10 protein-coding genes and 1 pseudogene are annotated in these 14,656 nt (G+C 70.5%); 7 read left to right on the plus strand and 4 right to left on the minus strand.

What is annotated here, in order from left to right; all coding sequences use genetic code 11:
- The 7 genes and pseudogenes from QQK43_RS09780 to QQK43_RS09810 all read left to right on the plus strand — a co-directional run.
- Window positions 1–2,452, plus strand: a pseudogene (locus QQK43_RS09780) (hypothetical protein); the annotation flags it as partial.
- Between the two features lie 59 nt (window positions 2,453–2,511).
- Window positions 2,512–3,024 (plus strand): peptidoglycan-associated lipoprotein Pal, encoded by a 513-nt coding sequence (gene pal, locus QQK43_RS09785; protein ID WP_284307607.1) that lies wholly within the window; start codon window positions 2,512–2,514, stop codon window positions 3,022–3,024.
- A 6-nt stretch (window positions 3,025–3,030) separates the two neighbouring features.
- Entirely contained in the window at window positions 3,031–4,749 is a 1,719-nt protein-coding gene (locus tag QQK43_RS09790; protein WP_284307608.1) for a YyaL domain-containing protein, read from the plus strand.
- Entirely contained in the window at window positions 4,746–5,555 is an 810-nt protein-coding gene (locus QQK43_RS09795; RefSeq protein WP_284307609.1) for a UDP-N-acetylmuramoyl-tripeptide--D-alanyl-D-alanine ligase, read from the plus strand. Before QQK43_RS09790 ends, QQK43_RS09795 begins: the two co-directional genes overlap by 4 nt.
- Window positions 5,552–7,354: a peptidase domain-containing ABC transporter gene (locus tag QQK43_RS09800; protein ID WP_284307610.1), complete on the plus strand. Its 1,803-nt coding sequence runs from the start codon at window positions 5,552–5,554 to the stop codon at window positions 7,352–7,354. The genes QQK43_RS09795 and QQK43_RS09800 overlap by 4 nt, the downstream gene beginning before the upstream one ends.
- Window positions 7,351–8,688, plus strand: coding sequence for an HlyD family type I secretion periplasmic adaptor subunit (locus QQK43_RS09805; protein ID WP_284307611.1), 1,338 nt, complete (start codon window positions 7,351–7,353; stop codon window positions 8,686–8,688). The genes QQK43_RS09800 and QQK43_RS09805 overlap by 4 nt, the downstream gene beginning before the upstream one ends.
- The gene (locus tag QQK43_RS09810; protein ID WP_284307612.1) at window positions 8,688–10,184 is read left to right on the plus strand and encodes a TolC family protein; all 1,497 of its coding nucleotides are present in this window, start codon (window positions 8,688–8,690) and stop codon (window positions 10,182–10,184) included. Before QQK43_RS09805 ends, QQK43_RS09810 begins: the two co-directional genes overlap by 1 nt.
- Window positions 10,185–10,190: 6 nt before the next feature.
- On the opposite strand, the gene QQK43_RS09815 is transcribed toward QQK43_RS09810, so the two are convergent.
- The 4 genes from QQK43_RS09815 to QQK43_RS09830 all read right to left on the minus strand — a co-directional run.
- Window positions 10,191–11,558 (minus strand): sigma 54-interacting transcriptional regulator, encoded by a 1,368-nt coding sequence (locus tag QQK43_RS09815; RefSeq protein WP_234262854.1) that lies wholly within the window; start codon window positions 11,556–11,558, stop codon window positions 10,191–10,193.
- A gap of 40 nt (window positions 11,559–11,598) precedes the next feature.
- Window positions 11,599–13,737: a TadG family pilus assembly protein gene (locus QQK43_RS09820; protein ID WP_284307613.1), complete on the minus strand. Its 2,139-nt coding sequence runs from the start codon at window positions 13,735–13,737 to the stop codon at window positions 11,599–11,601.
- Window positions 13,738–13,752: 15 nt separating this feature from the next.
- Window positions 13,753–14,268: a TadE/TadG family type IV pilus assembly protein gene (locus QQK43_RS09825; protein WP_284307614.1), complete on the minus strand. Its 516-nt coding sequence runs from the start codon at window positions 14,266–14,268 to the stop codon at window positions 13,753–13,755.
- Window positions 14,265–14,656, minus strand: a 392-nt coding sequence (locus QQK43_RS09830; RefSeq protein ID WP_284307615.1) for a pilus assembly protein, incomplete at its 5' end; no start/stop codon positions are given. The genes QQK43_RS09830 and QQK43_RS09825, both read right to left, overlap by 4 nt.

The raw sequence follows: 14,656 nt of genomic DNA on the forward strand, positions 1-14,656 counted from the left end.
TGCCGATGCCGATGCCGATGCCGATGCCGATGCCGATGCCGATGCCGATGCCGATGCCGATGCCGATGCCGATGCCGATGCCGATGCCGATGCCGATGCCGATGCGGATGCGGATGCGGATGCGGATGCCGACGCTGATGCGGATGCGGATGCTGACGCGGATGCTGACGCGGATGCCGACGCCGACGCCGATGCGGACGCGGATGCTGACGCCGACGCCGATGCGGACGCCGACGCCGATGCGGATGCCGACGCCGATGCGGATGCCGACGCCGATGCGGATGCCGACGCGGATGCGGATGCCGACGCCGATGCCGATGCTGACCAGTTGCTGGATCCAGGCACCTCAGCCGTGGATGGCCTGGTCGACGCGCTGGACGACGCCCTCGGCCTGGGTGGCGCCCTGGGGCCGGCGGTCGAGACCGTGGGCGGCCTGACCGGCCTGCTCAACGACGCGCTCGCGCCCCTGGTGGGCGGCGAATTCACGCCCGATGACCCGAACGGCCTCGATCCGGTCGACGACACCGTGAGCGATGTGGCGAACACGCTGGGCGGCCTGCTCGCTCCCGTGGTGGACGGTTTGCTGGGCAGCGGCGCCACCAGCGAACTGCTGGGCGACGTGGCCGGGCAGGTCGACTACGTGACCGATGCCATCGTCAACCTGCTGGACGACCAGGGCCTGCTCGGCAACCTGCTCTCCGGCCTGGGGCTGGGCGGTCTGACCAGTGGCCTGCTCGCGGAGGGCGGTGCCGTGGAAGGCCTGCTGGACCCGCTGCTGGGTGACCAGGGCCTGGTCACCGGCCTGCTGGCCGATGAAGGGCTGGTCGGCGGGCTGTTGGCCGACGAAGGCCTGGTGGGTGGCCTGCTCGCAGAAGACGGTCTGGTCGGCGGCCTGCTGGCCGAAGAGGGGCTGGTGGGTGGTTTGTTGGCCGAGGACGGCCTGGTCGGCGGTCTGCTCGGCGAAGACGGTCTGGTGGGTGGCTTGCTGGGCGGGCTGCTCGGCGGTGTGCTGGGCGAACAAGGCCTGGGCGGCGCCGTGCTGGGGAACGACGGTCTTGTGGGGGGCTTGCTGGTGGAAGACGGCCTGCTGGGCGGCCTCGTGGCGGAAGGCGGCCCGGTCGACGGGCTCCTGGGTGACGCGGGACTGGTCGATGGCCTGACGGGTGGTTTGCTCGGCGAAGGCAATCCCCTGGATGGCCTGCTCGGTGGGGATCTGCTCGGCGGCCTGCTGGGTGGGGGCGGCGAGGTGCCAGAAGGGGCGATGGCCCTGCTCGACCCGGTGGACAGCCTGGCGGGCAATCTGAGCGGTGTGGTCGCCGGCCTGCCGGTGGTCGGTGACACCCTGTCCGGCGTGCTGGCGCCCGTGGCCCCGCTGGTCGATGGCGTCACCGATCTGGGCAGTGGCCTGCTGGCCCCGGTGGTCGGTGCCGGCTTCGAGCCCAACGACCCGAACCTGCTCGATCCGGTGGACGCGGTCGTCGGCACCGTGGCGGACACCGCCGGTGGCCTGGTGGCTCCCCTGGTCGATGGCCTGCTCGGGGCGGGCACCACCGCCGCCGTGCTGGACCCGGTGGGTGCGCAGCTCGACTTCGTGACCGATGGGGTGGCCAACGTGGTGGACGGCGTGCTCGGCGGCGACCTGCTGGGCGGTGTGCTGGGTGACGGCAACCCGCTGGGCGGCCTGCTCGGCGGTGACCTGCTGGGTGGTGTGCTGGGTGACGGCAACCAGCTGGACGGTCTGCTTGGCGGTGACCTGCTGGGCGGTGTGCTGGGTGATGGCAATCCGCTGGACGGTCTGCTTGGCGGTGACCTGCTGGGCGGTGTGCTCGGTGATGGCAACCCGTTGGACGGTCTGCTCGGCGGCGACCTGCTGGGTGGTCTGCTCGGCGGCGGGACCACGCCGGGTGAGGGGGCGGCCCTGCTCGACCCTGTGGACGGCCTGGCCGGCAACGTGGTCGACGTGGTGTCGGCGCTGCCGGTGGCGGGTGCGCTGCTGGAAGGCGTGGCCACCGCCGTGGCGCCCGTGGTCGACGGCGTGACCGATCTGGGCAGCGGTCTGCTGGCGCCCGTGCTGGGCGAAAGCTTCACGGCCGACAGCCCGAACACGCTGGACCCGGTGGACGGTCTGGTGGGCACGGTGGTCGGCACCGTCGGTGGCGTGGCCGAACCCCTGGTCGACAGCGTGCTCGGCGACGGCGCCACCGCCGGTTTGGTGGAACCGGTGCTGACCCAGGTTGACTACCTGACCGACGGCGTGGCCAACGTGGTGGACGGTGTGCTGGGTGGCGATCTGCTCGGCGGTGGTTTGCTGGGTGGCGACCTTCTGGGTGGGGATCTGCTCGGTGGCGATCTGCTGGGCAGCATCACGCAGCCGATCACCAGCCAGAACGACGGCGCTACCACCGGCCTGTCGCTTGGTGGGCTGCTGTCCAACACCCTGCTGGCGGCCTGAACGCGCCTTTCCTGAAACCCTTCCGGCGCCTGGCGCCGGAAGCCATCGGCCATCCCGACATGAAAACGCCTCTTCTTCTTTGGTCCGGCATCGCGGTGCTGCTCGGCGGCTGCGCCAGCGTCTCGCGCGATGGCAGCGACCAGCAGGCCTATTACTACGCCTACAAACCCCAGACTGTGGCGGCGCCCCAGGTGCTGCCCCTGCAGGCACCGCCGGCCGCCGCACCCGGCCGGGGGCCGGCGGATGTGGCGCACATCGTGTACTTCGGCTTCGACCAGTGGCATGTCGAGGCCCGGTACCAGGGTGTGGTGGCCCAGCACGGGGCCTACCTGCGCGCCCATCCCCAGCGCAAGGTGTTCCTCGAAGGCCACACCGACGAGCGCGGCGGCACCGAGTACAACCTCTCGCTGGGCCAGCGGCGCGCGGAAGCGGTGCGCAGCGAATTGCGGCGCCTGGGTGTGGCCGACCAGCAACTGGAGGCCGTGAGCTTCGGCGAGGAAAAACCCGTCGACCTGTCCCGCACGGAAGAGGGCTACCAGCTCAACCGTCGCGTGGAGTTCAACTACCGCTGACCGGCCATGTCGCTGTGCGCCCAACTGGCTGCCGTGCGTTCGGCGCTGGCGCTGCCGGACGGCCCGAACGGGGCCGGGCCGGTGGTCCAGGTGCTGGAGCCCGGTTGCGGGCCGGCGCCGGACTGGCCGGCGCACACGCTGTTCTTCTCCGTCAGCGACCGGCACAGCCGTGCCCGCACCCTGCATGTGCGAGCCGCGTCTTTCGACGAGGCCTGGGCGCAGGGCCAGGCGGCGGTGCTGGCGCTGTGCGCCGCGCAGGGCTGGGCGGGCGACGGGCTCTGGCTGCGGGTTGACCGCGTCGAGCGGGTGCGCGTGCTGTCCTGGCAGGGGCTGCAGCAGGCGTTGCAGCGCGTCAAGCGCAACTATTTCCGCCATGGCCTGGCGCTGGACGCGCAATGCCGCTGGGCCTTCACAGAGCAGGAGCTCAACGCCAACGCCATGCTCTACGCGGGCGGCGGTGTGGCGCATGCGCGGGTCAATCCGGCGCACTTCCAGCGCTACGGCCGCCTGCGCCATGGTGCGGACTTTGCCCTGGCGCTGGCGCCGCAGGAACCGGTGTTCCTGCTCGGCACCGCCGGCGCCTTCTGCGGCGAAGACGGGGTGGTGCACCGGCTCGTGGGCGAAGGCCCGGGCGTCGGCCGGCGCGAACAGCCGCCGCTGCGCGCTCCCGACGTGCGGGCGCTGGTGGCTTCGGGTGCGGACCACCTGGCGCGCCAGGTCCAGGCCGACGGCCGTTTCGTCTACGGCCACTTTCCGTGTTTCGGCCGCGAGATCGGCACCTACAACGCCCTGCGCCACGCCAGCACCACCTACGCCATGGCCGAGGCCTGGGGGTTGCTGGGCGGCGAGGCCCTGCGGGCGGCCACCGAGCGCGCGCTGCACCACCTGGTCCACACACTGATCGTGCGCCGCACGCTGCCCGACGGCCGGGCTGCCGCCTTTCTGGTCGACACCGGCGGCGAAATCAAGCTCGGTGGCAACGCCGCGGCGCTGCTGGCCTTGGTCCAGCACGCGGAGACCATGGGCAGCCGCGAACACACCGCGCTGATGACCGAACTGGCCGAGGGCATCGTCTTCATGCAGGACGGGCACAGCGGCGCGTTCCGGCACGTGCTCCATGCCGACGACCTGTCGCTCAAGGAGGCGTTCCGCATCATCTATTACGACGGTGAGGCCGCCTTCAGCCTGTGCCGGCTGCACGCCTTCGATGGCCAGGCGCGCTGGCTCGACCGGGTCGAAATGGCGTTCGCGCATTTCATCGACGCCCGCCACTGGCAGACCCACGACCACTGGCTGGCCTACGCCGTCAACGAACTGACGCGGCACCGCCCCGATCCGCGCTATTTCCGCTTCGGCCTGCAGAACGTCGTGGGCCACCTGGACTTCGTGCTGCAGCGCCAGACCACCTTCCCGACCCTGCTGGAGCTGATGCTGGCCGCGCGGCGCATGCTGGACCGGCTGGCGGCCCTGCCGGCCCTGCGCCACCTGCTCGACGAGGTGGACATGGACACATTCCAGCGCGCCCTGGCGCACCGCGCCAACCACCTGATCAACGGTTTTTTCTGGCCCGAAATGGCGATGTTCTTCAAACGCCCGGCCTCCGTGGCCGGCGCCTTCTTCATCCGGCACCAGGCTTTTCGCGTGCGCATCGACGACATCGAACACCACCTCTCGGGCTACGTGGCCTACCACCGCTGGCTGTCGGCGCGGGAGGCGCTGGCATGAGCGCGACCGGGCACGTCAACGTGGTCGGCGCGGGGCGCTTCCTCGGCGAGGAAGCCCTGGCCAGCCTGGAAGCCGACCCGGCCCGGCTGCAGCGCATCGACCTGTCGCAGACCGTGCTGCGGCTGGGTGCCCAGGCGCGCGAGCGGTTTGGCGGCACGGTCATCGGCGTGGTCGGTGACCGGGCCGGCATCTCCTGTGCCGACCTGTTGGCCCGGGTGCTGGCGCTGCAGGCCACGGTGGGCCGCACCGAAGACCGCTTCAGCGGCGCCTTCAGCCTGGCCAGCGGCATGACGCGGCTGCCGGCGTCGGCCGACCACTGGGTGGTCGAGCTGTCCATGCTGCACCCGGCCGCGCTGCTGCGCCAGGCCCGGGCGCAGGTCTTGCTGATGGCCGATTTCCAGCGCCCCTACGCCGGCAACGGGCTGCTCGAATCGCTGGCCCGGCGGCGCCTGCTGCGCGCCATGGAGCCCGCCGGCCACGTGGTGCTGTGCCGCGACGTCGACGGCTTCGACTGGCTGGCCGAAGCGGCCCAGGCCCGGGGCCTGTCGCTCAGCACCTACGGCGGCCACCCTGCGGCGGACTATCGCCTTGAAGAACAGGCCGGCACGGTGGCGGTGCTGCGCCTGCCGGGCATCGCCGAGTCGCTGGCCACCCGCGTGCCCGGCCGCGGCTGGGCGCTGGCACTGCTGGGCGCGCTGGCGGTGCTGGCCGCTTCGGGCGGGTCGGTGCCGAGCGTGCAGGCGCACATCCCGTCGGTGTGGTCCGACGCACAGGGCCACGCACGTGGCTTTCGGGGAACCCCATGATCAAACTCCTGTTGCCGCGCCAGTTGGTGAACCGGCCGTCGGCGCCCGATGAGCAGCGCCCCTTTGCCCAGGCGCTCCCGCAGGCGTTCGAGCGCGCCTACCCGCTGCTGCGCCGTGCCGCGATGGGGTCGCTGCCGATCAGCCTGTTCGGGCTGCTGCCCTCGATCTTCGTGCTCCAGGTCTACGACCGCGTCATCTCGCGCAGCGCCACCGCCACGCTGGTGGCGCTGGTGGCCGGCATCTTCTGTTTTCTCGGGGTCGAATACTTCCTGCGCGCGCGCCGCTCGCGCGCCTTGCGCAATGCTGGCGCCACCATCGACCACCAGGTCTCGGGCGCCTTGCTCGCGTCGCTGATGCGGCGCCCGCTGCGTGTGCTCGAAGCGCGGCCGACCTCGGCCTGGCTGATGCTGTTTCGCGACGTGTCGGCGGTGCGCGGCACCGTCACCGGCGGGCTCATGAGCGCCATCTTCGACCTGCCCATGGCCCTGTTCGCGCTGATCGTCATCGGCATCGTCGCCTGGCCGGTGCTGCCGGTGGTGCTGGTGTTCCTGGGCCTCATGGCCTTTCTGGCCTGGTGGTGGGCCGACGAGGTGCGCGCTGGCCGGGTGGAGGAGACGGCGCGGGCGCGTGACCTCGACCGCATCGCGTCCGAAATCTGCCGGGCGCGCGAGACCATCAAGACCCTGGGGCAGGACGCGCCCGTGACCGAACTCTGGCGCCGCTCCTACGACGACTGGCTCACCGAGAGCTTCCGCAAGAACGGCGAGCTGGAAAACGCGCGCGAGGCCAGCACGGTGCTGCTGACGGTGTTTTCGGTGCTGGCGGTCACCGCCGGGGCCCTGGCCGTGACCGACCAACTGATGACCGTGGGCAGCCTGATGGCCGTGAACATGCTCGCCATCAAGGCCCTGTCGCCCGTGGCCGGCCTGGCCACCAACTGGCGCCTGCTGGCCCGCGCGTCGGAAGCGGCGCAGCGCCTGGAGACGGTGCTGTCGGAACCGGTGGAGCGCGCCGACAGCGGCCTGAACCTGCCCAAGCCCACCGGCCGGCTGCTGCTCGCGGACGTGAGCTTCACCTTCCACGAAAACGCCCGCCCGGTGTTCGAAGGGCTGAACCTGCAGATCGGCCCCACCGGCCTGCACGTCATCGTCGGCCGCAACGGGGCTGGCAAGAGCACGCTGGCCAAGCTGTTGTCGGGCCTGTACACGCCGACCAAGGGGCAGGTCCGGCTGGACGAATACGACCTGGCGCAGTTCTCGCGCGGCGAACTGGCGCCCTGGGTGAGCACCCTGTCGCAGGAGGTCTACTGGTTCAGCGGTCCGCTCATCGACACGCTGCGGCGCACCGCGCCCGGCCAGACGGACGAACAGATCTTCGCGGCCTGCCGGCTTTCGGGGGCGCACGAATTCATTGCTCGCCTGCCCGACGGTTACCACACCGAAGTGGGCGAGGGCGGGGCCGGGCTGTCCGTGGGCGAGCGCCGCAAGCTGGCGCTGGCGCAGCTCTTCCTGCGCCAGCCGGCCGTGCTGGTGCTCGACGAACCCAGCAACGACCTCGATTTCGCCAGCGAGGCCGCGCTCATCGCCGCGCTCTCGGCCGTGGCGCGCCAGCGCACGGTGATCGTCGTCACGCATTCGCTGCGCCTGGTTTCGGCCGCGACCCAGATCTACCACGTGCGTGGTGACGGCCAGGTCGAACAGGGGCCGCCCGCCGCCATGGTGCCGCGCCTGTTCGGCGTGCAGCGCCCGTTGCCGGCCGCCCTGCCGGACATGCCTTCGCAGGCCGGAGTTCCCGCATGACAGACCGCCACCAACAGGGCGACCGCCCCGACATCCTGGCCGCGCCCGCCGCCCCGGGCGGGCCCGACACCCGCGCGCGCGACGCCTGGTCGCTGCCACGCAAGCTGCTCTGGGGCGGCGTGATCGCGCTGGCGCTGATCGGCCTGGGGTATCCGGTGGAGACCGTGGTCACGGCGCCGGGCCGGGTGATCCCGTCGGACCGGGTGAAGTCGGTGCAGCATCTGGAAGGCGGCATCGTCAGCGCTGTGCTGGTCAAGGACGGCGACCGCGTCCGCCAGGGCCAGCCGCTGGTCGAGATCGACCTCGGTGGCGCCGGCCTGAACCTGGAGGAAACCGCCGCCCGGTTCGATGCCAGCCAGGCTGCGCGCATCCGGCTGCGCGCCGAAAGCCAGGGCCAGCCGCTGGCGCGCGAGGACTTTCCGGCCTCGCTCGACGACGACGTGGTCCAGGGCCAGCTCGGCGCCTACGGGGCGCGCATGCAGGAGCAGCACGGCCAGACGCTGGGCGCCAGCTCGGTGCTCGAACAGGCGCGCAGCCGCGAACAGGAACTGCAGGCCAAGATCGAAGGGCTGCGCCAGCGGCAGGCGCTGTACGAAAAGGAACTGAGCATCTCGGAACAGCTGCTCAGCGAAAAGCTGGTGGGCCAGATCGAGGTGCTGCAGAAGCGGCGCGAGTACGAAACCGTGCGCGGAGAACTGAGCGTGGCGCGGCAGGGCCTGGTCTCGGCGCAGGCGGCGATTGCCGAGGCGCGGGCCAAGCAGGCCGAGGTGGCCGGGCGCTTCCGGCGGCGCGCGTCCGACGAACTGGCCGAGGTGGAACGCGAACTGGCCAGCCTCACCGAGAACCTCAACCGGGCCCGCGCGCAGCGCCAGCGCACCGTGGTGCGTGCGCCCACCGAAGGCATCGTCAAGGGTTCGCGCAACCCCAGCCCGGGCTGGGTGGTCAAGCCCGGCGAGCAGATCATGGAGATCGTGCCCGACGAGGAGCAGGTGGTGGTGGAGGCGCGGCTCAGCCCCAACGACCGCGGCTTCGTCTACGCCGGTCAGCCTGCCAGGATCAAGGTCACGGCCTACGACTTCCTGCGCTACGGCACGGTCGACGGCGAGGTCACCCTGGTGGCCGCCGATGCCGACAAGGACGCTTCGGTGCCCGATTCGCCGGCCTTCTACCGCCTGCTGCTCAGCGCCAGCCAGTTCTACGTGGGCAACCGCGAAAACCGCGTGACCGCCGGCATGCAGGCCGATGTGGACCTGCAGGTGGGGCGCGATCCCTTCATCTGGTACCTGCTGCGGCCTGTGCTCAAGCTGCAGCGCGAAGCCTTCCAGGAGCCGTGATGCGACCGTCCGTTTTCAAGCCGCCTGTTCGCGTCGTCTGGCTGGCCATCGGCCTGCTCGCGGGGCCGGTTCACAGCGCCGACATGGTGCTCGCCCGCCAGATGGGCACGCGTTCGCTGATCGTCTCGGGCCAGGCGGTGCAGGTGCGCCAGGGCCTGATCCGTGCGCTGGGCCAGCACCCCGAAGTGCTCAGCGCGCGCGCGGCCGAAGAAACCATGGGCTACCAGGTCGATGCCGCGCGTTACGCGCGCTTCCCGCGCCTGCAACTGGCCTCGGGCACCGGCTCGACCAGCGCCGCCGTGGGGGGCGAGAAGGACTACAACGTGCTGTCGGTCAGTGCGCGCATGACGCTCATCGACGGTGGCGTGATCGGCTCGCGCATCGACGCGGCCGAGGCCAACAGCGAAGCCTCCAGCGCGGCCGTGCGCTCGACCCAGCAGAAGGTGGCGCTCGACGCGCTGACTGCCTACATGCAGGTGCTGCGCCACGACCAGAAACGTGCTGCGGCGCAGCGCGCGATCGACGCGCTCGACGAACTGGTGCGGCTGGAAAAGCGCCGCGTCGATCTCGGTGCGACGGGCGAAAACGAACTGCGCCTGGCGCTGTCGCGGCGCGCCACGTTTGCCGCCAAGCGCCAGGAGTTCGCATCGCAACTGGCCGAAGCTCGGGCCCGGTTTGAAAGCTATTTCGGCTTTGTGCCCGACCCCAGCGGGCTGCCCGATCTGGCCTTGCCCGCGCATTGGCAAGCCTTGCCCACGCTCGAAGCCACCTGGCTGGTGGCGCAGGCGCAGAGCAGCGAACTGGCCGAGGCCCGCAGCCGCATTGACAACGCCCAGGCCCTGGTGCGCCAGCAGGAGGCGGCACGCTTCCCCTCGCTCGACGTGGTGCTGGCCAAGACGCGCGATCCGCGCGGCGTGGTCTACAGCGACGCGACGCGCTCGGGCGTCGAGCTGAACTGGAACTTCGGCAACGGCTTCGATCTGCAACTGCGCATCAAGAGCGCGCTGGCCGAAGTGGCCAACCAGGAAGCCCGCCACGAAGCCGCGCGCCTGAACCTGCAGCAACTCACCAGCACCGCCTGGAACCAGGCCCAGGCCGGCCGCGGCAAGGTCGAGGAACTGGGCAACGCGGTGCGCGAGGCCGGGCAGGTGCTGCAGGGGCGCCGCCGCATGCTGGAGGTCGGGCGCGAGGTGCTGACCCAGGTGCTGGACGCCCAGGTGGAGTACGAGCTCCAGGCGCTGGACTACCTCGATGCGGTGGCTGACCAGCGCATCAACGAACTGCGCGTGGCGCGTGTCATGGGGCGCCTGCGGCCTGAAGACGCGGACGTGCCCTGGGTGGGGCAGATCTTTGCGGGCCACGGCCAGCGCACGCTGGCCTTGCCGGCCGCGCCGCCACCCGCTGCAGCGCTGGCCGCTGCCCCGGCGCCCGGCACTGAGGACACCCTGGCAGGCCTGCGCCTGCAACCGAGCTACACCCTGCTGGCCGCGCGCTGAAGCCGATCAGGCGACTTCCGGGATGCCCGGCTCGCCGTCGTTGATCTGGTACTTGCGCATCTTTTCCCACAGCACCTTGCGGCTGATGCCCAGGTGCTGTGCCGCGTCCTGGCGCTTCCAGCCGTGGCGCTCCAGCGCCTCGATGATGCGGTTGCGCTCGCTGCCGTCCCAGCGCCGGCGGTCGGCGGACCGGTCGGCGCCGGGCTGGGCCTCGCGCACCTGGCCCAGCGCGCGCTGGATCAGGCCCTGGTCCCAGCGCCCGACCTGGCGCACCACCACGCCCACCCGTTCGGCCACGTTGCGCAACTGGCGCACATTGCCGGGGTATTCCATGTTGGCGATGGTTTCCACCAGCCAGTAGGGCACTTCGGGGTCGATGCCCTCGGCCCCCTTGAGCACCGTCTGCAGCAGGCTCTTGAAGATCGCGATCTTGTCGACCTCGCCACGCTGTTCGAGGTTGGGCACATGCAGCTCGATTACGGCCAGCCGGTAGAACAGGTCGGCCCGGAATTCACCGCTGCGCACCATGTCGCGCAGGTCGCGGTTGGTGGCGGCCACGAGCCGAAAGTCCAGCTTGATCGGGCTGGTGGCGCCGATGCGGGTGACCGCGTTGTCTTCCAGCACGCGCAGCAGCTTGACCTGCTGGTAGCGCGGCAGGTCGCCGATTTCGTCCAGGAACAGCGTGCCACCCGTGGCCTGCTCGAAGTAGCCCTTGTGGGCGTTCACCGCGCCGGTGAAGGAGCCCTTGGCGTGACCAAAAAAAAGCGATTCGAAGAGGCCGTCGGGGATGGCGCCGCAGTTCACGGCCACGAAGGGCCCGCTGGCGTAGCCGGTGTGGCCCCTGTGCAGTTGCTGCGCGATGCGCTCCTTGCCCACACCGGTTTCACCGCGGATCAGCACGTTGTGGTCGCAGTTGGCGAAGGTGCGTGTTTCCTCCAGCAGCGCGAGCATGCATTCCGAATGCGCGATCAGCGCCTCCGGCTTGTCGACGGAGGTGCCGTGGGCGCGCAACTGGCGGGCCAGTTTGGCCACCATGTTGCGCAGTTCGGCGCCGGTGAAGTCGTAGGGCAGCACATGCAGGTATTCGGGCGGGTAGGCGTGCGCATCGCGGTCGCGCGTGGCCGCGCCCACCCACACCACCGGGATGCCCTGCAGCATTTCGGGCGCCATCGTCAGGCGTCCGCTTTCGATGGCGGAGACGCTGATGATGGCCACCGTCATGCGGTGGCGCATCGGGTCCACCGGCATCGGCTGGCCGTCGGCGTGCACCACGGCCACGTCGAAGCTGGCCATGCATTGAACGATGCGGTCATAGATGTCGACTTTGCCTTCCCAGACATAGATGTCGAGTTGGTCGAGCGAGGAGAGGGGCATGGAGAAACGGCGCTGGACGGATCGAAAGAGAATACCCGGGTCAGTAGACAAGCCGGGCCTGGGCCTGGCAGTTGAGGGTGCGCAGATGAACATCGACCTCGCCGAGGTTGATGCCCAGCACGTCACGCAGCAGCGGGGTCAGGATGGCGTTCCCGATGCTGTCGAGAATGGGCTGCAGGACCTGGAAAATGAAGGCGACCAGGGCCACGATGGCGTTGGGGACGGTGCCGCCGGAGCCACTGGATGCATCGCCGCCCAGATCGCTGGCGATCTTGTTGACGCAGGCCGGATCGTTGGAGCCGATGAGGGCGGTGCAGCCACCGATCAGGCCCCCCAGCAGATCGCCCACGGCGCCCAGCAGGCCCCCCACCAGGTTGCCCACGCCCTGGAGCAGGCCCAGCACATCGAGCGTGAGCAGGTCGGCCACGATGCCCAGCGTGTCGCCGACCAGGCCCCCGAGAAAACCGCCCAGGCCGTTGGTGGCGTTTTCGATCTCGGCCTGGATGGCTTCCATTCTGGCGATACGGCAACTGCGGGTGCTGCAGGCCGCACCCTGTTCGTTCCACAGCTGCTGCGCCAAGGCCTGGCGTTGCGACAGGCTCAGCGACGGACCCTGGTCCAGCGCCTCGCCGAGCAGGACCGCGAGCAGCGCGTCGGTGATGTTCTGCAGGGTCGAGCCCAGCAGCAGGTTGTTGCCGACGGTTCCCGTTTCGCCTTCGGCCAGGACCACACGGTCCCGCAGCTCCAGGGCATCGATGTCGAAGTGGGTGTTCAGCGACGCCAGGTTGACTCCCAACAGGCTGACGCGCAGCAACTGTTCGTTGGCCAGGTCGGTCTCGCAGCTCGACCGGGTGGAGAAGATCTCGTTTTCGTTGGCCGGGTTGGCGCCCGGACGGCCCACGCAGACCTTGGCCACCGAGGCCTGCACCTCGATCTCGGCGCGGTCTTCGCCCACGGGTGAGCGCAGGTCGGCCGAGCACATGCCGGTGATCGTGCCGCGGCCATTGACCAGGTCGATCATGATCGGCAGCTTGACGCGCACCGCGCTGCCGATGACGGGCAGCGAGCCGGTGTCGACGTCCACGAAGGCGCGCACCTGCGCGGTGTAGGCCGTGGCGCCGATGCCGCCCATGGCCACCGAGGGCGGCTCGATCACCACGACCTTGGCGCTGACCAGGTTCGCGATGCTGCCCAGGTCGACCGCCACCGCATGGTTCTTCGTCGCGACGCCGATGGCCGAATAGACCAGGTCCAGCGCGTTCACGCCCACGTCCAGCGCGGCGCTGGTGGTGGGGGCCTCGATCTGGGCGAACAGCCCCGAGGCGCCGGACAGCGAACCCAGTTGCACCAGCAGGTCGCTGACGCCCAGCCGGGCCTGGAGGGCGTTGAGCAGGGCCACGTTGGCGCCCAGCAGCGAGCTTTCGCCGGCGACCGTGACGACGGCGTCCAGCAGATCGCCCAGCGCCACCTCGCGAGCGGCCAGCAGGTCGTTGAATTCGCCGATGCCGATGTCGGCATCGACGGGGATGCCCAGCGCTTCGAGCAGGCCCCGGGGCGTGACTTGGGCCTGGGCCAGGCCGTCGTAGCTCACCAGGGAGGTGCCCGTCAGGTCCAGTCCGATGCCTTTGAGCAGGTCGCCGAGCAAGGAGTCGCCGACCCGGGCGAGCCGGCTGCCCACGGAGAACGCGGCCATCGGCGTGTCCACGGCGGCCAGCGCTTCGACCCGGATCTGGCGCGTGCCCGGAAAAAACGGCAACAGGGAGGGCGGCGCCGCGTCGATGGTTATGTGCACGGCGTTGTGGTCGGTTTCGCCGGGCCGGAAGTGGCGCTCTTCGGTGTACGCCGCGTCCCAGTGGCCGCAGACGATCTGCTCGTCGCTGAGGCTGAAGCCCCGCGGCAGGTTGCGCGTGCTGTCGCTTTCACCGCTGCCGCTGCCGTTGGCGTTGGCCCGGGCGGCGGCGCGGGCGCTGTCGCAGCGGGTGGGTTCCACCGACTGCGCACCGGCCAGCGCAGCCAGGTCGACGGCCTTCTGCAGTTCGCGCTTCTGATAGAAGAGGTAGCCGAGTTCGGTGCCGATCAGCAGCACGATGATGAGGCTGAAGGCGATGGTGGCGTTGACCGCGACCGAGCCGAGCTGGCGCGAGCGGTGGGTGAGAGCGGAGGCCGGGGTCTTCGTCACGGTGCGCGCCTCTCTTCAGATCGGTGCCACCGCGATCCGGGCATGGCTGCGCAGTTCCTCGGGGATCCAGGTGCTGGCGTCCAGCAGGGGAATGTGGGGGAAGACACCGCTGCTGGCGTAGGGGTAGGCAACCACCACGCTGACCGAGGTGGCCGGCTGCGGCACCGTCACGGTCACGCTGACCTGGCTGCTCACCCAGTTGCGCCGGGTCGTGGCGTCGGTGGCGTGGGTGCCCGGCACGATCAGCGATCGGGCCAGGGAATCGATCACCGCGTCGCTCACCCGGTCCTGGGCCGCCGCGAGCGCGGCGGGGGTGGCGCTGCCGGCGCCGCTGACCGTGGCCAGCTCGGGCAGGATGCGGCTGACCCGCACCCCGTCTTCCGCCGCGCGTGCCAGCACCTGCTGCGTGTAGAACACGGTGCCGAAGGTGGCGATGCCATACAGCGCCAGCACCAGCGTGAGCAGGACGAAGGCGAACTCGATCGCGGCCACACCCTGCTGGCTGCGGCGCGGCAGGTGGCGGGCGGTCACAGTGTCCTCCCGTCCAGCAGCACGCTGGCCTGGCCGGTCAGGCGGTCGGGCAGCGCGAAACCGGGGATCGGGGGCAGCACCTGCTGCAACTGGCTGGCCTGGATGGTGACGGTGAGCGAGCAGCGGTCGAGCCAGCCGCGCCCGCACGACGCGTCCGCCTGTTCGAGCTGGCTGGAGATGGTCAGCGGCGCGGCCGCCGGGGGCCACCAGCCGGCGGTTCGCTGCTGCGCCACCAGCTCGGCCTGCGCCTGGCGGGCCGGAATGCCGACCTGGTGGCGCAGGGCCGCCCGCGCGGCGTCTTCGGCCGCCGCCTGGAGCCCGAGCTTGAAGGTGAACAGGATGCCGTAGCAGACGAGGCTGTAGATCAGGCCGAACAGGAACAGGAACA

Origin of the sequence: Hydrogenophaga electricum (assembly GCF_030160815.1) — a bacterium.
Classification (GTDB): domain Bacteria; phylum Pseudomonadota; class Gammaproteobacteria; order Burkholderiales; family Burkholderiaceae_C; genus Hydrogenophaga; species Hydrogenophaga electricum.